We start from the raw sequence: 21,359 nt of genomic DNA on the forward strand, positions 1-21,359 counted from the left end.
TCAAAAGGTCTTTTTTTTAATTATTTTAGGCAAAAAAAGGGAATTACGATGAAAATTGCAGTCCAATCCCATTTTATTTTGTTTGTGTCGCTCCTGTTTTTGGCGGGCGCCGGCCAGTCGTTTGCCGCGTGGGACGGCAAGTCCATGGAAAAGCCTGAATCGCAGAAGATTGACGGCAAGGATTTTTACCTTATCTGTAACGAGGCGAACCTGGCGTGGTTTACCGATTCAATTTACCGCGCGGGTGGAACGGCTACGTTGAACGCGAAACTCACGAGGTCGCTGGATATGGGAGGCAAGCTCTTTATGCCGATTTCTGCGGGCATGGGGCGCAACCAGTTTGCCGGAACTATTGACGGTGACGGCTTTACCATATCGAACCTCTATATCGATGCGGGCAAGATTGCCGAAATCAAGAATCCTTTCTGCGATGCGTCGGTTGCGAATTGCAACGCCCAGAACGCTGCGTTTATTGCGGTCATGTCGGGAGGTACGGTCAAGAACCTCAATTTCAATAACCTCTATATTACCGCATCGGCGAGTGCCGGCGAAATTCTCGGTGCCCAGCAGCCGGTTTCTGTCGGCGGCGTTGTCGCCTGGCAGAAAGGCGGCACTATTGAGGGTTGTACCGTTTCGGGCAAGATCCTTACGAGCGGAAACGGTAATGGTGTCGGCGGTATCGTCGGCAATGCCTGGAATGGTACAATCAAGAACAGCCTGAGCTCGGTTTCTATTTATGCCAGCGGAAACCAGACCTATATCGGCGGCATTGCCGGGTTCATTAGGGGTAAAAATGAAAATGATAAGGTGGCTGTTGAATCCTGCGCATACGATGGATCCGCCCTTGTCAATAGTGGAGACGGCAAGTTGGGCGGTATTGTCGGCAATTTCGAGTACGGCGTCTTGAATGTCGGTGCCGCTTACTTTGACAAGGATGTCGCTTCGGAAGGCGTTGGCAAAAAGACGGATTCGCTCGAGGTGGATGGCACGACGTTGAGTGAAGAAGAACTGAATGTCGGCAAGGTTATGTGCGCGTTGAACGGTGGCGAACTTAAAGATGGCGCCTGCAGCGAGGATGGAGTCTGGTCCGTGGGCGAAGTGCACCTGGTGGTGAACGGTGTATCGCGTAACGAGAGCGGTGCGCTAATGTTCGAAGTAAAGTTCGACGCGAATGGTGGCGTGTTCCGCGATGGCGACAAGACGAGCAAGCTCTTGAAGGTCGGCGACAAGATTACGGCGACGGAAATTATTCCGCCGACCCGCGGCGATACCGTATTTGCTGGCTGGGCGCTTACAAGCGATGCCACGAAGCCGGATAGCGTGCTGGGTGTTGCCGACAAGGCGAAGACGGTTTATGCCGTGTGGAAGAAGATGTTCAAGGTGACCTTCGATGCGAACGGGAGTGCGTTCCCGGGCGAGGGTACCGTGAAATCGATGTCCAAGCTGGTCGCGGAAGGCGAGGTGATCAGTGTGGAGGGCATTGGCCTGCCGGAAAGCTATACGGCAGATGAAGTGAAGAACTACTTCAAAGGCTGGGCGTTTACGGCCGATGCGGAAGCGTCTCTGGCAACGCTCGGAGAGGCGAAGGGTGATACAACGTTGTATGCAGTGTGGACCGAGGCTCCGACCTGGACGGTAACGTTCGATACGCGCGGATTTGGCGTGAACATCGCCTACGTGCAGGATGGCGAGAAGGTGGTGCTGCCCGAAGCCCCGAAGGCTGCCGGCTACAAGTTTGTGGGCTGGTTTACCGATTCCTCGTTCGCGGAAGGTTCGGAATTCGATACCAGCAAGGTGATTGAAGAAAACGTCGTGGTGTATGCCAAGTGGAAGTTGCAGGAATACGATATCGTGTACCTTATGGGCTCGGGCGCGAACAACGAGGTGAACCCGGTTTCGTATAATGTCGAGACTCCGACCATCAAGTTGCGCTCGCCTACCAAGAAGGGTTACAATTTTGACGGCTGGTACTACGATGCCGACTTCGTGAATGCGGCGACCCAAATTACCGAAGGCTCTACGGGCAAGGTGAAGCTGTACGCCAAGTGGGAAGTGAAGACGTTCACGGTTACCTACATGGGTGGCGAATTCGCTCTGGAGATTGTCGAGCCGCAGGTCAAGGTGTTCGGCGATACGCTGAAGCTGAAAGATGCCGTGTTCACGCGCGAGGGCTACCTGCAGGATGGCTGGTCTACCGAAGATGGAGGCAAGGGCGTGTACAGGCTGGGCGTGGACTATGTGGCCGATGCAGATGTGGTGCTTTACCCGCACTGGCGGGTGGACCCGGATGCCATTCCCACTGTCGCGGGTTCGAGTGTTGCCCGCTTCAGTGTGGTGGCGCACGCGCGTTCGCTCGAAATTTCGGGTGTACGTGCCGGCTCGGGTGTAGTCGTGTACGATATGCGCGGGCATGTCGTGGCGAAGGCTACGGCAAGTGCGGGCTCGTTCAGCATGGGAACGTTTGTGCCGGGAATGTACCTGGTTCGCGTGGGTAGCGACGCACAGCGCGTGCTAGTGCGCTAATACCTGCTTTAGTCATCCTCGCAAGCCCCATTGTCATCCTCGCGCAGCATGTCGTCATCCTCGCGAAGGCGAGGATCTATTAGAAATTCTTGCTTAGTTTTAATTTAAAGTAACCCGCAATCTGTAGCGGATGGTTGAACGTGCCATCCGCCATTTTCTTTTGCAGGTCTTCGTCGGAAAGTTCGAACGACTCGATGTCCTCGGTGCTGTCGAAATGCGTTGCGCCCGCCTTCACGACCCCGTCAATGAATACCACATGGAATACGCCGCGATGCCTGTCCGGATTCACCGGGAACTTGCCGAGGTAGCGGATTGACTTGCCTTCGTCATCCTCACGAGCCCCATCGTCATCCTCACGAGCCCCATCGTCATCCTCGCGCGCCCCATTGTCATCCTCGCGTAGGCGAGGATCTATGCAGTACCCGCATTCCTCCTGCAGTTCGCGGAGCGCGGCCTGTTCCGGCGTTTCGCCCTTGTCGATGATGCCTGCGGGGAATTCGAGCGCAATTTTCCCGGTGCCGTGGCGGTATTGTTCCGTCATGACCCACTTGCCTTCTGCGGTACGCGCGAGAATCAGCACCCAGTCGGGTTGCCATAGCGTGTAGAAGTCGTCGATGACCTTGCCGTTCGGAAGTTCGCAGGTTTCCTTCGCGACCTTGAGCCAGGGGGCGTCTACCAGGTATTCCGTCTTGAGCAGTTTCCAGGGTTTCATATCATGATGCTTTCCGCCGGGATTATCCTTCAAGCTTATTCTTCAGGTAATGCCTTGCGGTCCACGTGAAATATAAAATGTCTGCGACAATGAGTGCCACGGCGCAGGTGAAAAATACCTGCTGGTGCATGCCGAAATGCCCCGCCATCGAACCGCCAGCGAGGATTCCCGCACCGATACCGATGTCCCAGCCGCTCAGGTACGTGCTGTTCGCGGTGCCGCGCTGGTCGTGGCGGGCGAGGTTCACGCACATGGTCTGGTAGCCGGGGAAAATGAGCCCGAGGCTCGTGCCAATCAGGAATGCCGATGCGAAGAAGGTGACGGACGAGTGGCTGAAGGCGAGCAGGAAGTACGCGACGATGTTGAGCGTCATGCCGGTGCCCACCAGGTGAATCAGGTAGCCGCGGTCAATCAGGCGCCCGGTCATTACGCGGTTCAAGATGAGCCCTGCCGCGATGAGCGCATAGAACCAGCCGGAACCTCCGATGCCCAGTTCCTTCGCGTAGAGCGCGATGTAGTTCGTGACGGGCCCGTAGGCGAACCCCACGAAGATGAAGTTCACGAACTGCGGGATGGCGCGGGTGAGGAAGAACCGGTCGAGCGAAAGCGGTGCGTGCGGCTTTTTCTCCTTGCGGGGAACGTTCAGGGTCTGCACGAGAACGAGCCCGATGATGCAGAGCGCGATGGAAATGATAAACACGATGGTGTCGCCGAAGGCCTCGTACAGGAACATACCCGTCATCGGGCCGGTCGCGAACGCGAGATTCACGCTAATCCCGAAATAACCGATGCCTTCCCCGCGGCGGCTTGCGGGGAGCGCGTCGATGGCCACCGTGTTGCTCGCGGTACTCGAAATCCCGAAGAAGAGGCCGTGGGCAAAGCGCACTGCGGCAAGTATCGGCAGGAAGGCCACCGTCTTGTAGCCCAAGAAGCATGCGGTAAACGCGAAGAACGTCCAGAAGTACAGCGGCTTGCGGGAAAGCGTATCCACGAGGAAACCCGCGAAGGGCCTGCAGGCGAGCGCCCCGATGGTGTAGAGCGAGATGATGAACCCTGCAGTTGCGTTGTCGGTCTGGAACTTCTCGATAATGTAGAGTGGCAGAATCGGCAACAGCTGGTAGAAACTGAAGAACAGCAAGAAGTTCGCCGCCGCGCAGGTCGTGAAGTTCCGCGTCCAGAGGGCAGGCTTTTGAGTTGTATCCGTCATATTGAATATCCCGGAGGCCAAAGATAGAAATTACTTCCCGAATAAATCAGAATGAGTCCCTGTGTCCACAAGGGTAAGTGTCAGAACGCCGTTGTTCTTTCGGTAGCATAAAAGCCAGTCTGGGCGAATATGGAGTTCTCTCGTTCCTGCGAATGCTCCCGACAGTTCGTGGTCATGAAATTTTTCGTCAAGAACTTGATCCGTCCGAAGCATCTCGACGACAGACTTGAGTTCTTCCAGAGGAAGTCCACGCTTTTGGCAACGTTTGTAGCCTTTCTTAAAACGGCTGGTCCAGATTACTTCGTAAATCATTTGTCAAGGTCCGCCCACATCTCGTTCATATCCGTATAGCGCTTGGTCTTCGGGTCGGCTTCTAGTCGCTTTGCTTCTTCGATTGCGTCTAGGAGTTCGCCGGAACGTTTCGGGTATTTCACTTCAAAGGGGAGGCCTTGCTGTAGCACCACCTGCCGCAGGAACATAGAAATTGCCTGAGACATAGAAAGCCCAAGCCCCTCAAGGAGCTTGTTGGCCTGGCTGCTCAGCTCGGAGTCGATGCGGAAATTTTTAGCTATGGTGCCCATGAACATAAATATACCTCATTTTAATTGCAAATGCAAGTGTTTGGTTGTATATTCTTGCAAATACTTTTAAAATTGTGCTCCTTGAGAGTTAGTTATTACACATTTGTGCACTACAATATAGCTTTAGAAAAGGGGATTGTCAATAGGTTTGAGCATTTTTTTGAGGAAAAAGGTTATATTCAGATTAGAGGTATTTTATGGGACTTTTAGATTCGTTCTTAAATAAGCGTATTGGACCGGTATTCTTAAAAGAATCAAGTGACTCTGAAAATTTCATTGTGAAAATGAATTCTTTACTGACAAATGCTACCGGTAGTATTAAAGAAAAAATTGAAGAACAAATAAAATATGCCGAAGCTGGTTTGCTTGGTGAAAAGCAGATTGTTTTTGAGTTGAAGAACAGTGGAATAGACATGTATGTTCTTCACGATATCTATCTTGAAAAGGGTGATTTGTCGGCGCAGATTGATTTTTTGCTGATTACAAGACGGCATCTCTATGTTATAGAATGTAAGAATCTATTTGGAAATATTGAAATTGATGCAAAAGGTAATTTTATCCGACATATGAATTTTGGCAAGGCCTACAAGAAGGAAGGACTTTATTCGCCAATTACGCAAAATCAGCGCCACTTGAATGTTTTGAAAGAAGTCCGTCGAGAGGTGAAAACTGGTAGTTTTTTGGGCTTATCTGAAAAAATATTTGATAATACTTTTGCAGAAAATTATCAGTCAATTGTTGTCCTTGCGAATCCTAAGACGGTGTTGAACAATAAGAACGCACCCAAAGAAATTAAGAGCAGGGTTATTCGTGCCGATCAGCTAGTAGCTTTTATCAAAGCGAAAGATGACACTTCGAAGGATGTTTGTTGGACTGATGCTGATATGCGTGAAACGATTCAGTATTTCCTTGACAAGAGCCTTCCCAATAAATCGGATTATTCGAAAAAGTACGAAGAGATGCTTGCTGAATGCAAAACTCAAGAGGTGGACCATGCAGGAGTTTAATAAGAGGGTAGCATAAGCTACTATATTCATTGCGCAACCCCCAAAAGGTAAAACAATGGCAAAAATCAACTATAGCTCCGAGACAAGGGAACAGGTCATCAAGCTGGTCCTGAAAGGCGAAAAGTCAGCAAACCAAATAGCCAAGGAACTCGGAATCGGGCCCAATACAGTCGGTCGGTGGGTAAACGAGTACCGCAAGGAACACAACCTGCCGAGCTACCGCGAGGAACGGCGAATCCGCAAGGTGTCCGTCGAGGAACTCGCCGCCAAGAACAGGGAACTGGAAAAACTCCTGAAGAAGCGTGAAAAGGAGCTTGCGGACGAGAAGGAGACGGTAGAGATCCTAAAAAAATCCCTGCACATCTTTATGCGACCACACGACTGAAATGCGAGGCGATACACGTGAACCGCAAGAAATACTCAGTCAGGAAGATGTGCAGAGCCCTAGGAATACCGCAGTGTTCCTACTACCAGTGGTCGCGCCAGCAGGAAAAACGTGCCGAGAAGAAGGCCCGCGAAGAACGGCTTGTCCAGAAGGTCCGCGACACCTTCGAAGAAAACCACCGCGTGTACGGTTGCCCGAAGATGCTGGCGGCACTCCAAGACAAGGGTGTCGAGGTAAAGGTGTGGAAACTGCGCCGCATCATGCGCGAGAACGGGCTCTATCCAGTCACACTCAGGAAGTGGAAACCCTACCGCAAGGGCAAATGCGACGCCATGTACAGCGAGAACCTGGTGCAGCGTAAGTTCGATCCCGACAGCCTGAACGCCGTCTGGGCCGGCGACATCACCTACGTCAAGACTACGCTTGGCTGGGTGTACCTTGCCGTGGTGTTGGACCTGTGTAACAAGGAGGCGGTGGGCTACGCCGTAAGCAAGAACATCGACACGGAACTTGTCAAGCGCGCGTTGTCCAATGCCATCATGCAACGCGGCCATCACGACGGGCTCATCTTCCATTCCGACCGCGGCGTGCAGTACAGTAGCATGGGTTACCGCACGATGCTCTCGGAGAACGGGATAACGCCCTCGATGAGCGCACCGGGCTGCCCCTACGACAACGCCTGCATGGAAAGCTTCTTCGCAAGCTTCAAGAAGGAGATGGCCTACAGGCGTGACTTCAAGGACATCGAAGACGTGCGGGAGGCCGCTTTCAGGTATATCGAGCTGTTCTACAACCGGAAACGGCTCCATAGTTCGCTGGGATACATGACTCCGGTTGAATATAGGCTGTCAAAACAGGCTGCCTAGACCACAAGGGTATACCACTTAACAAGAAAAAAGGATATATTTAACTTAACCGGTAATGAATATGGTTGTTCATGAACCCACTATTAAAAAAACTACAAATCCAAGGCAAAGCGCGTTCTAGAAAAGAAAACTGAATCTGCCGAAAAAGATGGGACGTCAAAGACTTGTCCTCGTTGTGGAAAAGCCTTGGTTTTGCGGATTGCTAAAAAAGGGGAGAACGCTGGCAACCAATTCTGGGGATGCAGCGGTTATCCAAAATGCAGGTTTATTGAAAAAGCGTGATTCACGCCTCAGGATGGCGCTTTGCGTCACTTCCTCTCGAGCATCACGATGGTTTCGAGGTGCGGGGTGCCGGGGAACAAATCGAGCGGCTGCACTTCGCGCACGCGGTAGCCGTAACGTTCCCATTCCTTGAGCGATGCGGGAATCTCGTCGGTGCCGCAGAAAATGTGGCACACGCGGATGGGTTTCCTCATCGCGAGCGCATGAATCACGCCGGGTTCGCAGCCCTTGCGGGGCGGGTCGAGCAGGATTTTTTCGGGCTCGTTCAGTACCGGCTTCGGGAGGCGCGTCTGCACGAACATTTCGTCGATCTTGCCCGCGATAAAGCGGTAGTTTTTCTTCAGGTGCTTTGCAGAAGCCTTCGCGCAGTCGATGGACGGGCCTTCCCATTCCACGCCCAGAACGTCCTTGGCGGCTTCGCCGAGCGCAAAGCTGAACAGGCCGTAACCGCAGTACAGGTCCAGGAAGTGGTCTTCCTTGCCGAGGCTGAGCATGCGGCTCGCCGCCTTGATGAGGTTGTGAATCTGGCTCTCGTTAATTTGGCTGAATCCCGTGACGGGGTAGCGCAGGCTGAAGTGCCCGAGATTCAGGCTGAGTTCGCGCGGGCCGTAAAGCTGCTTGAAGTTCAGGCCTTCGGCGGGGCGCTTCGATTCCAGGTAGTAGTCCGATTCGGTCGTGTCCACGTAGGCGTGCGCCGCGGTCACGTGGAGCGGAGATTCCTTCAGTGCGTCCGAAATCAACTTGAGTTTACGTACGATGCTCGCGTCAATCTTCTTGATGTTGAAAATCACCACGCGGTACTGGTACGTGCCGCGGATGATAATCCAGTTGAGCGCGTAGGCGAGCGGCTTGTACGCGGGCGTAATGAGTTTTTCGAACAGGAAGTCGTAAATCTTGTTGTGCTCTTCGGGTTCGAGCATGGATTCCTGGCGGTCGAACTGCAGGTTGCCCGGCTGCATGTACACACGGCGCTTGCTCGTGGTGCGGTACCCACGGGGCATGGGGCTCGCGATAACCTTCTGCGGGTTGCCGGCAAGGCGGTTCACGTCCCAGAATTCCTGGATGGCGTCGTTCTTGACCTTCAGTTCGTCCTTGTAGTCAAGCATGGCGAGCGATTCGCCGTGGAGTGAGTCAGCCTCCTTGGTGTAGCCCGGAATTTGGTGTGCGATGGCTTGTTCGAAAAACATGATTGCCTCCATGTCGGCCGTTTTTACAGAGGCAAATTTAGAAATTATTTATATTTAGACGAAAGGAGGACAATCATGATTTTCAATTTACACGCGAAACTCTTGGCTCTTTCTGTCACGTCCCTGTTGGCGCTTTCCGCTTGTGACGACGAGAGCAGTTTCGCCCCGCGTGACGATGAACCCACCTCGTCGAGCAGTGAGAGCGTCACACCGAAGTCGAGCGAAAGCGAGACAAGTGTGTCAAGCAGCAGCGTGCGTTCGTCATCCAGCGTCGCTTCGAGCAGTTCCGTGCGTTCGTCATCCTCGGCTCCGGTCGAGGATCTGTCGAGTAGCAGTTCGGCGAAGTCGAGTAGCTCTGCAAAATCTAGCAGTTCTGCGAAATCCAGCAGCAGTGCGAAGTCTTCCTCTAGCGTTACACCGAAGTCGAGCAGCAGCGAATATGTGCCATTCGATCATTCCCAAACATTGGCTGGTGCTTGGCGTATAGGTGAGGATAGATACAAAACTTTCACGGATCCGCGTAATGGCCGCAGTTATTACTACATAACGATTTATTCGGAATATAAGGGATATTCTGTTACCGTGATGGCGGAAAATTTGAATGTCGGTGAGATGGTGCTCGGCGAAAATGACCAGAACGACGATTCCAAAATCGAACGCTACTGCTACAACAATGATACCACCAAGTGCGACGAATTCGGTGGCCTCTACCAGTGGGCCGAGATGATGCAGCTGCCGAGTCGCTGCAATACTGAAAGTTGTACTGATTTGATTCAGCCGAACCACCAGGGAATCTGCCCCGATGGTTGGAGGCTGTTCACGTATGATGATTATTGTGTTGTGATGGGGTATGAGGATATCAATAATGACGGCGTAAAGGGGTTGCGCTCTACATATGGTTTTAGCGGAACGAATAGCAGCGGATTCTCCCTGACCGGAGCGGGAGTTAGAACAAAAAAGGGTGGGTTTACTCAATTGAAAAAAATTATTCAATGGGCTTATCCTGAAGAACATGAGTCCGATAAAAATTTGTATATCTATACAGGATATGTTTCTGGTTCGGATAATGATGCTCCATCTAGGGATCTGAGGGATTTAAAAAAGCTAGGACTCTCCGTCCGCTGTACTAAACTAGAAGAATAATCGAAATTTTTGAAAATAATTACAACGCACCTCGAGGTGCGCTGTAGTTGTTTTACCCTAAACGGAATTTTTCACAAATTCCACACGAAAAGTTTTAACTAAAAAGGCAAAAAACATGTCCAAGAACGTCAAGTCCAACAACAAGAACACCAATAAGTCTGCTTTCAAGGCTAAAAAGTCCACCCGCAACAATTACAAGATCGAATCTCTCGAGCCTCGCTTGATGATGGATGCCTAGAAACATCTCCTTGCAGTTTAATGCGTGCGCGCGGTTCGCGAAGGCCGAAGGGACAAATCGTCACGAGGCTTTCGCAGTACCAGCTTCGGAACGTTCCCGCGATAAACAGTCTTAGTCCGGAGGCCTTCTCGTGTTTCTTTGCGGAGAGGGGCATTTTGCTAAGCAAACAATGGAACGAAGTGATTTTGTTTGCGTGCGAAATGGACCTCGGAGCAAACTCTTTAACGAAAAGCAGGTCTGGACCTGCTTGAAAAGATCCCCGCCTGCGCGGGGATGACATTCGGGGGTTTTAGGGGGCAGAGCCACCTAGGCGAGGGGGTGGCGGCCCTTCGGCAGGCTCAGGGACCTTTGTCACTGGGACTGGCGATGGAAGCCAGGGGGAGGCTTCCCCCACCAAGATGAAAAAGCACAAAAAAAAGACCCCTCGAACGAGGGGTCCTAGAGCGGCGGACCGGGATCGAACCGGCAACCATTAGCTTGGAAGGCTAAGGCTCTACCATTGAGCTACCGCCGCAACAAGCCCAATTATACAAAAATCGGGCATTTTTTAAAGGGTTTTGTCGAAAGATATTTGAAATTTACATAAAACTTGCTAAATTTTCGCCCACATTAACAATCATACCCAAGGAGTATACTTGTTCCCTAATCCGCGCGATCGCCGCATGCCCAACCGTCCCAGCGATGGGACCCGTACCAACGAAGATATCCATATCTCCCCGATTCGTCTTGTGAAGGAAGATGGCGAGGCCATCATCATCGAGACGAGCAAGGCATTGCAGATGGCAAAGGACGCCGGACTGGACCTGGTGGAAGTGTCTCCGAATGCAAAACCGCCCGTATGCCGCATCATCAACTACGGCAAGTACAAGTTCGAGCAGGTCAAGAAGGCCAAGGCCGCTAAGGCCAAGCAGCACGTGGTGAAGCTGAAAGAAATCAAGATGCACCCGAAGACTGCCGAGAACGACTACCAGTACAGGATCAAGCAGGCGGCCGAGTTCTTGCAGGACGGTATGAAGGTGAAGCTTATCATGCAGTTCCGTGGGCGCGAGATGGCGCACATGGACTACGGCAAACGCCTGATGGAACGCGCCAAGGAAGACCTGGCACCATTCGGCGATTTGGAAATGGACTCCAGGGTGGAAGGCAACACAATGCTTTCTATCTACGGTCCTAAACGAGGTGCGGGTTCTGCCAAAAAGCAGGACCAGGCACCGAAGCCCGCAACCGAGCCAAAGGCAGCAGGTGAGGCTTAACATTAACCTACGAGGTACAAATGCCTAAAATGAAAACACACAGCGGTGCTAAGAAGCGCTTCCGCGTGACGGGTTCCGGCCACGTCAAGTTCAAGCGCGCTGGTATGCGCCACATTCAAGCCAAGATGACCACTAAGCGTAAGCGCAACCTTCGTAAGGGTGCACTCGTCAAGAAGGTCGATACCTATCACGTCAAGCGTCTGCTTGTAGTAGCATAAGGAGAGTAAGAATGCCACGCGCTAAAACCAGAGTTCCTTCCCGCGAACGCCGCAAAAAAATCCTCAAGGCCGCCAAGGGCTTCTACGGCCGTCGCAAGTCGAACCTTCGCCTTGCCATCGACGCAGTTGCTCACGCCGGTCAGTATGCCTACGCTCACCGCCGCGACAAGAAGGGCACGTTCCGCTCCCTGTGGATCGTCCGCCTCAATGCCGCCGTCCGTGAACACGGCATCAGCTACAGCCAGTTCATTTACAAGCTTTCCAAGGCCAACATCCAGATGAACCGCAAGGTTCTCGCCGATATGGCCGTCGCCGATCCGGAAGCATTTGCCAAGGTCGTCGAAGTCGTGAAGGCTGCCTAATTAGCTGACTTAGCGAAAACGCGAGAAATTCGCCCTGCTCCTTGCGAGTGGGGCGTTTTTGTTTGAATGCGCAACGTCTTGATTCAGTTGCTGTATATCGCTTGTTAGAAAATGCGCGGAGGCGCAAACCGTCTTAAAAGAAGTCGACGTCCAGTACGGTCTTCTTGCGGCCGGCGGGCTCGATGACCGCGGCGGAGAACTTTGCAGCACCGAACAGGCGGTTCACCGTAACGACGACTTCATCTTCGGTCATGGACTTGATGATTTTCTCGGAGTGTTCCATCGTGTGGAATTCCCCGAGGTGCAGCACCTGTTCCGCCATGCGGACGACGCGCTTCTCCGGGCTGTCGGCACCGAGGTACATGCCTCCCAGAATGTTCGTCTTGGTGCGCTCGAACTCGCCTTTGCTGAACCCGCGCTTCAAGAAGTTGCGGGTCTCGTTCAGCGAAAGTTCGAGGGCAGTCTTGAGCTGGTGCGGCTCGGTCGCAAGCGATACGCCCCAGTCGGTGCAGTCGCAGTAGATATCTGCGGTAGAATACACGGAGTAGGCGAGTCCCTTGTCTTCGCGAATCTTCTGGAACAGGCGGCTTGCCATGCCCGCACCCATCGCGACGTTGAAAAGCGAGAGGGCGCAACGCCCGCGCTCGTCCATCAGGTTGCGGTCAAAGCTCAAGCCCCAGAAGAGGTTCGACTGCGCGATGTCCTGCTTCTGCACGACCTTCACGCTGTTGTGTGCCCGGTAGACATCCGCGGGCAACACGCCGGAGCATTTCTTCTGCGCGAACTTTTCCGCACAAAGTTGTACGAGTTCCTCGTGGTCCACCTTGCCCGAAGCGCAAATTAGGAGCGGAATCTCGCTTATGACCTGCTCCCTATACTTGAGCATCTGCCTGTGCGTGAGCGCCTTCACCTGCTTGACGGTGCCCGTGATGGAATGCGCGATGCCGCAACCCTTGAAGTGGATTGCATTGAACACGTCGCCCACGATTTCTTCGGGAATGTCGTCGTAGCTGTGGATTTCCTCGATGATGACGCGGCGTTCCTTTTCCATCTCCTTCTTGTCCATGCGCGGGTGCATGAGCATGTCGGCAATCACGTCGACGGCGAGCGGAAGGTGGCTGCGTTCAATCTGTGCGTAGAACCCGGTCTCTTGCCTTGTGGTGTAGGCCTCCAGGTTCCCGCCCTTGTCCTCGATGGCGTGCGCAATTTCGAGGGCGCTTCGCTTTTCGGTTCCCTTGAATACCAGATGTTCGTAAAAGTGGCTCAGCCCGTATTCGTCTTTTGCTTCGTGTCGCGATCCGCGCGGCACCCAAACACCAACCGCAACCGAGTAAGCGTGCGGCATGTAGTCTGTCAGAACGATGATACCGTTATCGAGAACGGTCTTTTTAACGATTTGCTTCATTTGCGAGACTAATATAATTCTTTTTCGAAAAACTTATACGCGTCCGAATCGCCTTGTCTTGCGGAAAGGCCTGTCGCCGAAGCTGCGCTCGTCGTGATCCTTGCGGAACGGGCGGTCTTCGAATTTGCCCGGCTTGCGGTCGGCGAACATCTTCTCGCGGCGCGCCCTGCGGTTTTCGAACGGACGGTCTTCGCCGAATTTTTTTCCATGGCGCTCGCCGCGGCCAAAGTCGTGACCACCGCGATGGAACCCGCGACGGCTTTCCCTGCTTTCGCGCGGGCCTGCGGGCGGTTCGTCAGTCATGAGACGGAACTTGGAATCGTTCCCGCGGATTGTCATTCCAGACAAAATATCAAGAACTTCCTGCGGGAGCGTCTCGGGCAGTTCGACGGTACTGAACCTGTCGAAGAGCTTGATGCGCCCGATGTTGCTGCTGCTGATGTTGCCTTCGCCGGCGATGGCGCCCACAATATCCTTCGGGGTCACGCGGTCCATGCGGCCCACGCCCATGTAGTAGCGCAGGAAGCCTTCTTCCACGCCGTTGCTGCCTTCCTTGCGTTCCTTACGCAGGCGGCTCTTTTCTTCGTTCGTAAAGTCGCCGGCGGATTTATCGGAATCTCGCCCGAGGAAATCCCTGCCGCCACGGTTCTTTTCGCGCGGGGCGTCAAGCGGCTTGAGTTCCGGGAACAGCGGCTGCTTCTTCTGCCAGATTTTGATGACGGCGGCGGCGATGTCGATGGCGGAGATGGGCTCAGAGACCTCGGTCGGTGAGCTTGTCGAACCGTCCGCAACCATGCTTTCCACGAGTTCCTTGAACTTGTCCAGTTCACCAGTGGCAATCACGCTCCTGATCTTTTCCTTGAAGGCGGTGACGCGCTTGGCGCTGATGACTTCTGCCGTAGGCATTTCCATCACTTCGATGGGCTGGCGGGTGGCCTTCTCGATGGTCTTGAGCATGCGCTTTTCGCGCGGGGTGATAAAGAGGATTGCGTTCCCGCTTCGCCCGGCGCGGCCGGTACGGCCAATGCGGTGCACGTAAGATTCCGTGTCGTAGGGAATGTCGTAGTTTACCACGAGCGAGATGCGGTCCACGTCGATGCCACGGGCGGCCACGTCGGTGGCGACGACAATATCGAGCTTGCCCATCTTGAGGCGGTTGATGGTGCGCTCGCGCATGGACTGCGCCAGGTCGCCGTTGAGCGGGGCCACGTTGAACCCGCGACTTTCAAGCTTCTCGGCAACTTCGGTCGTGTTTTGCTTGGTGCGTACGAAAATCAAAACGCCGTCAAAGTCTTCGCCTTCGAGCACGCGGGCAAGCGCCTCAATCTTGTGCTCGTTCTTCACCAGCAGGTAACGCTGGCGGATGTTCTCGACGGTCGTCGTCTTGCCCTCGATGCGGGCTTCCTCGTATTCGCCCAAATGCTGGTCGATAATCTTCTTCACGTCTGCAGGCATCGTGGCGCTGAAGAGTGCGCGCTGTGCGTCGGCCGGGATTTCCTTCAGGATGGTTTCCACATCTTCCATAAATCCCATGTCAAGCATTTCGTCGGCCTCGTCGAGCACGATGGCCTTCACGCTCGAAAGCACGATGGAACCGCGCTTGATATGGTCGATGAGGCGGCCCGGTGTTGCGACCACGATGTTCGCCTGGCGCTTGAGGGCGCGCAACTGCACTGCGATATCCTGCCCGCCGTAGACGGGAACCACGTGTACTTTCGGCATCTTCACCGCATACTGCTGGATAGTTTCCGCCACCTGGATGGCAAGTTCGCGCGTCGGCGTGAGTACGAGCATCGATGTTTCGTGCCCGTTGAAGTTGAGCCTGGAAAGCAGCGGGAGCGAGAACGCTGCCGTCTTGCCGGTGCCGGTCTGAGCCGTACCGAGCAGGTTTGCTCCCTGCAACAGTGCCGGAATCGCCTTCGCCTGGATGGGGGAGGGAGTCTCGTAGTTCATCGCCTTGATGGCTTCGAGAACTTCGTCGGCAAGTCCGAGATCTTCGAAGGTTACGAGTGCTTCGTCGCTCAGATCATCGTCGGAAGATTGTTCGATATCCGTGTTGTCTTCCTCGGCAGTAGCGTTGTCATGTCCGGCTTGACCGGACATCTCCTTTTCAACAGTCTGATCCGCGCAGTCCTTCTTCGACACGGCGTATTCTTCGTCCGATGCTGGTGAACTTGCCGAACAGTCTTCGTCCAGTTCCTGTTCGACTTCACCTTCCTCGATTTCGACTTTCGTGCCGACATCGATGGCGGATTTGGGACCCTTCTTCAGCACGTCGCCTTCTTCATCGACGACTACGCCGTTCGGGTTCAGTGCGAGGAATGCTGCCTCGTCGGCTTCGTCTTCGTCCGCACCGCCAGCAAGGGCGCTTAGGAAAGCGTCCGCTTCACGTGCTATTTTGGAATTCGGGTTAATATCTTCTTCGGGAATACGTTCTTCGGTATTCTTAGTCATGATGCGCCTTCAGGACCCGTAAACTTCATCTGCGGCTCATGCCGCACTATCGATTGGTTCTTGTGCCGGTTACCCGGCTGAACCTTGAAAAGCCCCGAAGCGCACTCGCGCTCATAAACCTGAAGTCTGTTGGATCCTTTTATGGATTCGGGGCCAAATGTAGAAATAAGGCTGGTTGTTTCAAAGGGTAGACAAAAGATTAAAACTTTACTACATTATGCGAACCTTGGAGAGATGCCAGAGTGGTCGATTGGGCCGGTCTCGAAATCCGGAGACTGTCACAGGTCCGAGGGTTCGAATCCCTCTCTCTCCTTGAAACGAAAACGAGGCCTAATGGCCTCGTTTTTGTTTCAATAGGGCAATGGGTCGAACCCTCGCAGAGGGTTCGATTGACTGCGGGTGAGCGAAGCGAACCAGACGCAGTCAAGGATTACGGCCATGGGCCGTAACCCATAGGGCAACAAACGAATGTAATGAGTTTGTTGTCCTATCCCTCTCTCGAAGAGAGTGCGCTCTAGAATGCCTGGTATATCTGGAATATCGCGAGAATCTTCCCGATAATCGCCGGAATGCCCGGACACAGGAAGCACAGGATTACGCGGGTCACGCGGTTTTTCCACCAGCGCTTCACCTGCCAGATGTCGTCGGAGAGCGTCTCCATCTCGGACACGCGCGGCGGCCTCATGTACACTTGCGTAAGCGCGGTAAAGAACCCGACGCCGATAAGCGGCGTGAGCCCCGTGAACGGTGCGGCGACCAGCGCCACCAGGATTGTGAGCGGGTGCCCGCCCGCGATAATCGTGCCGAGCATGGCGCCGCCGCCCGTAAGCATCGCCCACTGCAGGCTCAGTTCGCCCGCCTTCTCGACGCCCGCCTTGTACCCCACGAAAATGATGCTTGCGACAATCGCGAGCGGGATGGCCCACCCGATAATCTTCCAGATGGGAGCGCCCTTCGGGATAACGCTGATGGATTCCTCGCTCGGGAGTTCCTTGTCGCCTTCAATGATGCCCGCGATACCCTTCATGTGGCCCGCACCCACGACGGCGACGACCTTCTGGCCCAGAGCGTTCTTGATTTTGCTCGCGAGGAACTGGTCGCGCTCGTCGATAAGCACCTGCTTCACTTCGGGGAAGCTCTTGCCGAATTCCTGCATCATGGAGTTGAGGGCGTCCTGCTCCTTGATTTTCGCGAGTTCCTCCTCGCTGATTTCCGTCTTGTCGAAGATGCTTGCGAAAAGCCCGCCCAGCAAACTGAACTTGCGGTACCAGGGCGTGCAGGCCCATGTGCGGCGGAGCGTAATCTTGATGTCGCGATCGGCGAGAACCACGGGGATTTCCTTTTCGCTTGCGAGGTCGACCGCCTCCTTGAGTTCGGACCCGGGTTTCACCCCGGTCTGTTCGCCCATCCTCTTCTGGTAAGACCCGAGCACGAGGTTCGCGATGAGGGTCGCGAGCTGCTTCTTCTTGATGACCTCCTTCAGGTCGGTCTTTTTCCAGCGTTCGGGGTCCTGGATGGACTTCGCGCGCCCTTCGTCGAGCTCGACGCAGATGGTGTCGGGTTTTTCGTTCTCGATGGTCTCGCGCACAAGTTCCTTCGATACTTTCGAGATGTGGGCCGTGCCAATAAGGACTATTTCGCGGTCATCGGAGGTCTTGATGCGGTAAATATCTGCGTTTTCACTCATATTGGGCCAGAAAATAGCAAATCTGACCTGTTTTTAGGGGTCGTAGGTGCTTTTATAGCACGAAGTTATGAATTTTTTTGTCTTTTTTTGGATATTTTGCCGAAAAAATTGTTATATATTATGTGTGGGATAATTTTTTTACGGAGGTTTCTCCCTATGAAAAAGATATTGATGGGTATAGCATTTATGGCCTTGGCACTGGTCGGTTGCGCAGGCACTTCGGACGATCCCGAAGCGCTGGACAACGCCCTTGTCGGTTTTACGTCCTGTGTACAGAGTTCCCGCTGGCAGGAAGCACTGGCCTATGTGACAGATGACGAGGCTAACCAGATTAGCCCCGACGGTTACGATTTCAAGCCGGAATACCAGGTGGCCGCTCGCCGCCTGCCGCTTTCCACCCTCCGCAAGGCCGGTCTCCAGGTCGATGGCAAGGGCCGCCTCGTGGGTATCAAGGCCGCCATGGACGAAGCCAATGAACGCTACGTCGTTTCCGAGGAACAGGCCAAGGTCGGCACGAACCTCGAAGAGATGGAAAAGAAGCGCATCCAGCGCCGTCTTGAGGAAGGCCAGAAGATTCTGCAGGAAGAAGAACAGGAAGCCGAGCAGGAACAGCAGGTTGAAGTGTTCACCAACAAGCTGACCGACGAAGAAAAGCGCAAGTACGGCAGTACCCGCGACCTCCAGGCTCCGGAAGAGTTCCACGACGAGAACACCGAGGAAGCCGAAGAGAAGATTTTCAACGGCGACTACGAGTCTGACTGATAAGTTGTCTGTAATCTTTTGTTCCCCGGCTCCGGTCGGGGTATTTTTTTAGGTAAGCATGGCTTTATTCTTTAGAAAGATTTTCCTGGTGGCGCTCTTGCCCCTGCTCCTTGCCGCCTGTGGCGGGGACTGGACCGCGGGTTCGCCGGATGCGGACGGGGCCCTGTTCAACAGGTCTTTCCGCTATTACTACGTGATGGACTGCCGCTACGACAGTTTCGGGCTGTACGACTGCAGTTACGAGGAGCCGGTGAGCCCCGCCTACACGGCTTCGCTTCGGATTGATTCCGACGGGTTCGCCTCGCTCAACCTGGACGGGCGCAACAACTTCTACTACACGGAAAGGCAGTACGGCTCGGGCCACGACGACGACGGCTCGTACTACTACTTTTACGAGGACGACTACGAGCTTTCGCTGTACAAGAACGGTTCGCAGCTGATTTTCTGGGATACGCGCGAAAATACGGCCACGGTCTACCTCTACGACCTTGAGTACTAGGCAGATATTTTCTATCTTTGCCTCCACTCATGAGTAGTTCTGAAAATTTTGTCATCGCCCTCGACGGCGGCTCGGGTACCGGGAAGAGCACCACGGCCAAGATTGTGGCCAAGACCCTCGGTATCACCTACCTGGATACGGGTGCCATGTACCGCGCGGTGACGCTTGCCGCCCTCGACAAGGGACTGCCGGCCGAGGAAGGCCCCGCGATGGACGAACTGCTCTCTAACCTCACCCTCGGGTTCGACTCCGAAAACCATATCCTCATCAACGGCGTTTGCCGCGAAAGCGAAATCCGCGGGATGAAGGTCTCGAGCAACGTGAGCATCTACTGCGCCCTCCCGTCTGTCCGCGCCGCGATGACCAAGCAGCAGCGCGACATCGGCAAGAAGCAGAGCTGCATCCTGGATGGCCGCGACATCGGCACGGTGGTATTCCCCGACGCGAAGTACAAGTTTTTCATGGTGACGGACGTGAAGGTCCGCGCCGAACGCCGCTACAAGGAACTCCTTGAAAAAGGCGAGAAGGTAACTCTTGAAGAGGTTCTCCAGAACCTGGTCGAACGCGACCGCCTGGATTCCTCTCGCGCGAACGCCCCCCTCAAGAAGGCGGACGACGCAATCGAAATTGACACTACACACATCTCAATCCAACAACAGGTTCAAAAGATTCTCGACTACGTAGGTGTAGTGGCGTAGTCCCGAGTCCTTTGATCCGCAACCCCAATTAACAATATGTCTCAAAATCTCAAATTCGGAACTCAGGAAGATCTCGCCGAAATCCTCGCCGCTCAGGGCGAATGCAGCCAGGACTTCCGCAAGGCTAACGCCGATATCTATGCCGGCATGGGCTGCCTCGAACAGGGCAAACTCGTCATGGGCAAGATCAGCCAGGTCAACGACCAGGAAGTGCTCATCGACGTGAACTACAAGTCCGAAGGTGTCATTGATCGTGCTGAATTCAAGGACACGGACTCCCTCGAAATCGGTTCCGAAATCGAAGTGTTTGTCGAGAAGCTCGAAGATGAAGACGGCCGTCTCATCCTTTCGAAGCAGAAGGCCGACTTCGTGCGCGTGTGGGATCGCATCCATGCGGCATTCGAAAACAACGAAGTCGTGCGCGGTACGCTCACCAAGCGTATCAAGGGCGGTGTGGTTGTCGACCTGTTCGGCATCGACGCCTTCCTCCCGGGTTCCCAGATCGACCTCCGTCAGATCCCGGACATCAACGCTCTCATCGGCCAGGAATTCGACCTCAAGGTTATCAAGGTCAACAAGGCTCGTCGCAACATCGTCGTGTCCCGCCGCGTGGTTCTCGAAGAAGAACGCAACAAGCAGCGTGGCGACGTTCTCGAGACTCTCGAGAAGGGCCAGGTCCGCAAGGGCCTCGTCAAGAACATCACCGACTTCGGTGCGTTCATTGACCTCGGCGGCGTAGACGGCCTCCTCCACATCACCGACATGAGCTACAAGCGCATCAACCACCCGACCGAAATGGTCCAGCTCGGCCAGGAAGTCGAAGTCATGGTGCTCGACTTCAACGACAAGAAGGAACGCATTTCTCTCGGCATGAAGCAGCTCAAGCCGCATCCGTGGAAGGACATCGCCGAACGCTACCCCGAAGGCGCTATCGTCAAGGGCAAGGTCGTTTCCATCACCGATTACGGTGCATTCGTCGAACTGGATTCTGGCGTCGAAGGCCTCATCCACGTTTCCGAAATGTCCTGGACCCAGCACGGCAAGCACCCCTCCAAGATCCTCTCCGTGGGTCAGGAAGTGGAAGCCGTTGTGCTCAAGGTTGAAGAAGATGCCGAACGCATCTCTCTCGGCATGAAGCAGCTCGAAAGCGATCCGTGGGATTCCATCGAGACCGAACTTCCTCCGGGCGCACGCGTGGTTGGCGAAATCCGCAACATCGCTTCCTTCGGCGCATTCGTCGAAATCAAGGAAGGTGTGGATGGCCTCATTCACGTGTCCGACATGTCCTGGACCAAGAAGATCACTCACCCGAACGAAATGGTCAAGAAGGGCGACAAGGTCGAATGCGTCGTGCTCGCTGTCGATAAGGAAAAGCGCCGCATTTCTCTGTCCATGAAGCACCTCACCGAAGACCCGTGGGATTCTATCGAAACCACGTTCCCGGTGGATTCCGAAGTGAAGGGCAAGATTGTCCGTATGCTCGACCGCGGTGTCGTGGTTGAACTCAACGACGGTATCGAAGGCTTCATCCCGGTCTCCAAGCTCACCGCTGAATACATCAAGGTTCCGGCCGATGCATTCAAGGTTGGCGACGAAGTCCCGGCTGTTGTGACCGAGATCGACCAGAACAACCGCAAGATCTACCTCTCCGTGGTGGACTACTTCAAGAACCGCGAATCCGCAGAACTCAAGGCTTGGATGGATTCCCACAAGCCGGGTGAATCGGGTACGACGATTGGCGAAGCTGCCGCTCCGAAGAAGAAGGCTACCAAGAAGAAGGCAGAAAAGCCGGCCGAAGACGCCGCTCCTGCTGAAGAAGCCAAGTAAGATCTCTTACTCGTATTGAAAGTCCCGCGGGCATTAGCCTGCGGGATTTTTTTATGACCGCTC

Annotated in this window: 21 protein-coding genes, 2 tRNA genes and 1 pseudogene; 15 read left to right on the forward strand and 9 right to left on the reverse strand. The window is 54.2% G+C overall.

The window, feature by feature from the left end:
* Positions 1-48: 48 nt before the first annotated feature.
* Positions 49-2,523, forward strand: a complete 2,475-nt coding sequence (locus tag CRO08_RS02605) for an InlB B-repeat-containing protein (RefSeq protein WP_097034937.1) — start codon at positions 49-51, stop codon at positions 2,521-2,523.
* Positions 2,524-2,602: 79 nt separating this feature from the next.
* Here the strand turns inward: CRO08_RS02605 and CRO08_RS02610 are convergent, their stop codons facing one another.
* Genes CRO08_RS02610 through CRO08_RS02625 form a run of 4 tightly spaced genes read right to left on the reverse strand, consistent with a single transcriptional unit; the run spans position 2,603 to position 5,029 of the window.
* The gene (locus tag CRO08_RS02610) at positions 2,603-3,235 is read right to left on the reverse strand and encodes an NUDIX hydrolase (RefSeq protein ID WP_097034938.1); all 633 of its coding nucleotides are present in this window, start codon (positions 3,233-3,235) and stop codon (positions 2,603-2,605) included.
* Between the two features lie 22 nt (positions 3,236-3,257).
* Positions 3,258-4,442, reverse strand: coding sequence for an MFS transporter (locus CRO08_RS02615; RefSeq protein ID WP_097034939.1), 1,185 nt, complete (start codon positions 4,440-4,442; stop codon positions 3,258-3,260).
* A 30-nt stretch (positions 4,443-4,472) separates the two neighbouring features.
* Entirely contained in the window at positions 4,473-4,751 is a 279-nt protein-coding gene (locus CRO08_RS17545) for a type II toxin-antitoxin system YafQ family toxin (protein WP_176495092.1), read from the reverse strand.
* Positions 4,751-5,029: a type II toxin-antitoxin system RelB/DinJ family antitoxin gene (locus CRO08_RS02625; RefSeq protein ID WP_097034941.1), complete on the reverse strand. Its 279-nt coding sequence runs from the start codon at positions 5,027-5,029 to the stop codon at positions 4,751-4,753. Before CRO08_RS02625 ends, CRO08_RS17545 begins: the two co-directional genes overlap by 1 nt.
* 191 nt (positions 5,030-5,220) lie before the next feature.
* Between CRO08_RS02625 and CRO08_RS02630 the strand changes: the two genes are divergently transcribed.
* The 4 genes and pseudogenes from CRO08_RS02630 to CRO08_RS17550 form a co-directional block, all read left to right on the forward strand.
* Complete coding sequence (locus CRO08_RS02630; RefSeq protein ID WP_097034942.1) at positions 5,221-6,030, forward strand: nuclease-related domain-containing protein; 810 nt, start codon at positions 5,221-5,223, stop codon at positions 6,028-6,030.
* A 55-nt stretch (positions 6,031-6,085) separates the two neighbouring features.
* On the forward strand, positions 6,086-6,415 hold the full coding sequence (locus tag CRO08_RS02635; RefSeq protein ID WP_097034692.1) for a transposase: 330 nt from the start codon (positions 6,086-6,088) through the stop codon (positions 6,413-6,415).
* 17 nt (positions 6,416-6,432) lie between these two features.
* Complete coding sequence (locus CRO08_RS02640) at positions 6,433-7,281, forward strand: IS3 family transposase (protein ID WP_176495014.1); 849 nt, start codon at positions 6,433-6,435, stop codon at positions 7,279-7,281.
* Positions 7,282-7,446: 165 nt separating this feature from the next.
* A pseudogene (locus CRO08_RS17550) lies at positions 7,447-7,563 on the forward strand (topoisomerase DNA-binding C4 zinc finger domain-containing protein); the annotation flags it as partial.
* Between the two features lie 26 nt (positions 7,564-7,589).
* Here the strand turns inward: CRO08_RS17550 and CRO08_RS02650 are convergent.
* Complete coding sequence (locus tag CRO08_RS02650; protein ID WP_097035703.1) at positions 7,590-8,750, reverse strand: class I SAM-dependent RNA methyltransferase; 1,161 nt, start codon at positions 8,748-8,750, stop codon at positions 7,590-7,592.
* Positions 8,751-8,825: 75 nt separating this feature from the next.
* Between CRO08_RS02650 and CRO08_RS02655 the strand changes: the two genes are divergently transcribed.
* Both CRO08_RS02655 and CRO08_RS16635 read left to right on the forward strand, forming a co-directional pair.
* A complete protein-coding gene (locus CRO08_RS02655) occupies positions 8,826-9,893 on the forward strand; it encodes an FISUMP domain-containing protein (protein ID WP_097034944.1) in 1,068 nt (355 codons plus the stop codon).
* 115 nt (positions 9,894-10,008) lie between these two features.
* On the forward strand, positions 10,009-10,131 hold the full coding sequence (locus CRO08_RS16635) for an LEPR-XLL domain-containing protein (RefSeq protein WP_139258938.1): 123 nt from the start codon (positions 10,009-10,011) through the stop codon (positions 10,129-10,131).
* A gap of 442 nt (positions 10,132-10,573) precedes the next feature.
* Here the strand turns inward: CRO08_RS16635 and CRO08_RS02660 are convergent.
* Positions 10,574-10,645, reverse strand: a tRNA-Gly gene (locus CRO08_RS02660).
* 121 nt (positions 10,646-10,766) lie between these two features.
* Between CRO08_RS02660 and infC the strand changes: the two genes are divergently transcribed.
* Genes infC through rplT form a run of 3 tightly spaced genes read left to right on the forward strand, consistent with a single transcriptional unit; the run spans position 10,767 to position 11,964 of the window.
* Positions 10,767-11,384, forward strand: coding sequence for a translation initiation factor IF-3 (gene infC, locus CRO08_RS02665; RefSeq protein WP_254794707.1), 618 nt, complete (start codon positions 10,767-10,769; stop codon positions 11,382-11,384).
* A 20-nt stretch (positions 11,385-11,404) separates the two neighbouring features.
* Complete coding sequence (rpmI, locus tag CRO08_RS02670; RefSeq protein ID WP_072812865.1) at positions 11,405-11,602, forward strand: 50S ribosomal protein L35; 198 nt, start codon at positions 11,405-11,407, stop codon at positions 11,600-11,602.
* An 11-nt stretch (positions 11,603-11,613) separates the two neighbouring features.
* On the forward strand, positions 11,614-11,964 hold the full coding sequence (gene rplT / locus CRO08_RS02675) for a 50S ribosomal protein L20 (RefSeq protein WP_072812868.1): 351 nt from the start codon (positions 11,614-11,616) through the stop codon (positions 11,962-11,964).
* 133 nt (positions 11,965-12,097) lie between these two features.
* Here rplT and CRO08_RS02680 read toward each other — a convergent pair whose 3' ends face one another.
* A complete protein-coding gene (locus CRO08_RS02680) occupies positions 12,098-13,369 on the reverse strand; it encodes a pitrilysin family protein (protein ID WP_097034945.1) in 1,272 nt (423 codons plus the stop codon).
* A 33-nt stretch (positions 13,370-13,402) separates the two neighbouring features.
* Positions 13,403-15,823, reverse strand: a complete 2,421-nt coding sequence (locus CRO08_RS02685) for a DEAD/DEAH box helicase (protein ID WP_255252220.1) — start codon at positions 15,821-15,823, stop codon at positions 13,403-13,405.
* A 228-nt stretch (positions 15,824-16,051) separates the two neighbouring features.
* Between CRO08_RS02685 and CRO08_RS02690 the strand changes: the two genes are divergently transcribed.
* Positions 16,052-16,136 (forward strand) — tRNA-Ser (locus CRO08_RS02690).
* A 201-nt stretch (positions 16,137-16,337) separates the two neighbouring features.
* Here the strand turns inward: CRO08_RS02690 and CRO08_RS02695 are convergent.
* Positions 16,338-17,510, reverse strand: coding sequence for a TraB/GumN family protein (locus CRO08_RS02695; RefSeq protein ID WP_097034946.1), 1,173 nt, complete (start codon positions 17,508-17,510; stop codon positions 16,338-16,340).
* A gap of 156 nt (positions 17,511-17,666) precedes the next feature.
* Here CRO08_RS02695 and CRO08_RS02700 point away from each other — a divergent pair, with 156 nt between their 5' ends.
* Genes CRO08_RS02700 through rpsA form a run of 4 tightly spaced genes read left to right on the forward strand, consistent with a single transcriptional unit; the run spans position 17,667 to position 21,296 of the window.
* A complete protein-coding gene (locus CRO08_RS02700; RefSeq protein WP_097034947.1) occupies positions 17,667-18,272 on the forward strand; it encodes a hypothetical protein in 606 nt (201 codons plus the stop codon).
* Between the two features lie 58 nt (positions 18,273-18,330).
* A complete protein-coding gene (locus CRO08_RS02705) occupies positions 18,331-18,771 on the forward strand; it encodes a hypothetical protein (RefSeq protein ID WP_072812877.1) in 441 nt (146 codons plus the stop codon).
* A gap of 29 nt (positions 18,772-18,800) precedes the next feature.
* Positions 18,801-19,469, forward strand: coding sequence for a (d)CMP kinase (gene cmk / locus CRO08_RS02710; protein WP_097034948.1), 669 nt, complete (start codon positions 18,801-18,803; stop codon positions 19,467-19,469).
* Positions 19,470-19,505: 36 nt separating this feature from the next.
* On the forward strand, positions 19,506-21,296 hold the full coding sequence (rpsA, locus tag CRO08_RS02715; RefSeq protein ID WP_097034949.1) for a 30S ribosomal protein S1: 1,791 nt from the start codon (positions 19,506-19,508) through the stop codon (positions 21,294-21,296).
* Positions 21,297-21,359 lie beyond the last annotated feature (63 nt).

This window comes from Fibrobacter sp. UWT3, assembly GCF_900230125.1.
Lineage (GTDB): Bacteria > Fibrobacterota > Fibrobacteria > Fibrobacterales > Fibrobacteraceae > Fibrobacter.

Excerpts from the sequence above, each read along its gene's own strand:
- rplT (WP_072812868.1), top strand. The coding sequence starts at position 11,614 with ATGCCACGCGCTAAAACCAGAGTTCCTTCCCGCGAACGCCGCAAAAAA.
- CRO08_RS02705 (WP_072812877.1), top strand. The coding sequence starts at position 18,331 with ATGGCTTTATTCTTTAGAAAGATTTTCCTGGTGGCGCTCTTGCCCCTG.
- CRO08_RS02655 (WP_097034944.1), top strand. The coding sequence starts at position 8,826 with ATGATTTTCAATTTACACGCGAAACTCTTGGCTCTTTCTGTCACGTCC.
- cmk (WP_097034948.1), top strand. The coding sequence starts at position 18,801 with ATGAGTAGTTCTGAAAATTTTGTCATCGCCCTCGACGGCGGCTCGGGT.
- CRO08_RS02615 (WP_097034939.1), bottom strand. The coding sequence starts at position 4,442 with ATGACGGATACAACTCAAAAGCCTGCCCTCTGGACGCGGAACTTCACG.
- CRO08_RS02625 (WP_097034941.1), bottom strand. The coding sequence starts at position 5,029 with ATGTTCATGGGCACCATAGCTAAAAATTTCCGCATCGACTCCGAGCTG.
- CRO08_RS02650 (WP_097035703.1), bottom strand. The coding sequence starts at position 8,750 with ATGTTTTTCGAACAAGCCATCGCACACCAAATTCCGGGCTACACCAAG.
- CRO08_RS02630 (WP_097034942.1), top strand. The coding sequence starts at position 5,221 with ATGGGACTTTTAGATTCGTTCTTAAATAAGCGTATTGGACCGGTATTC.
- CRO08_RS02610 (WP_097034938.1), bottom strand. The coding sequence starts at position 3,235 with ATGAAACCCTGGAAACTGCTCAAGACGGAATACCTGGTAGACGCCCCC.
- CRO08_RS02685 (WP_255252220.1), bottom strand. The coding sequence starts at position 15,823 with ATGACTAAGAATACCGAAGAACGTATTCCCGAAGAAGATATTAACCCG.
- rpsA (WP_097034949.1), top strand. The coding sequence starts at position 19,506 with ATGTCTCAAAATCTCAAATTCGGAACTCAGGAAGATCTCGCCGAAATC.
- CRO08_RS16635 (WP_139258938.1), top strand. The coding sequence starts at position 10,009 with ATGTCCAAGAACGTCAAGTCCAACAACAAGAACACCAATAAGTCTGCT.
- CRO08_RS02680 (WP_097034945.1), bottom strand. The coding sequence starts at position 13,369 with ATGAAGCAAATCGTTAAAAAGACCGTTCTCGATAACGGTATCATCGTT.
- CRO08_RS02605 (WP_097034937.1), top strand. The coding sequence starts at position 49 with ATGAAAATTGCAGTCCAATCCCATTTTATTTTGTTTGTGTCGCTCCTG.
- CRO08_RS02700 (WP_097034947.1), top strand. The coding sequence starts at position 17,667 with ATGAAAAAGATATTGATGGGTATAGCATTTATGGCCTTGGCACTGGTC.
- CRO08_RS02635 (WP_097034692.1), top strand. The coding sequence starts at position 6,086 with ATGGCAAAAATCAACTATAGCTCCGAGACAAGGGAACAGGTCATCAAG.
- CRO08_RS02695 (WP_097034946.1), bottom strand. The coding sequence starts at position 17,510 with ATGAGTGAAAACGCAGATATTTACCGCATCAAGACCTCCGATGACCGC.
- rpmI (WP_072812865.1), top strand. The coding sequence starts at position 11,405 with ATGCCTAAAATGAAAACACACAGCGGTGCTAAGAAGCGCTTCCGCGTG.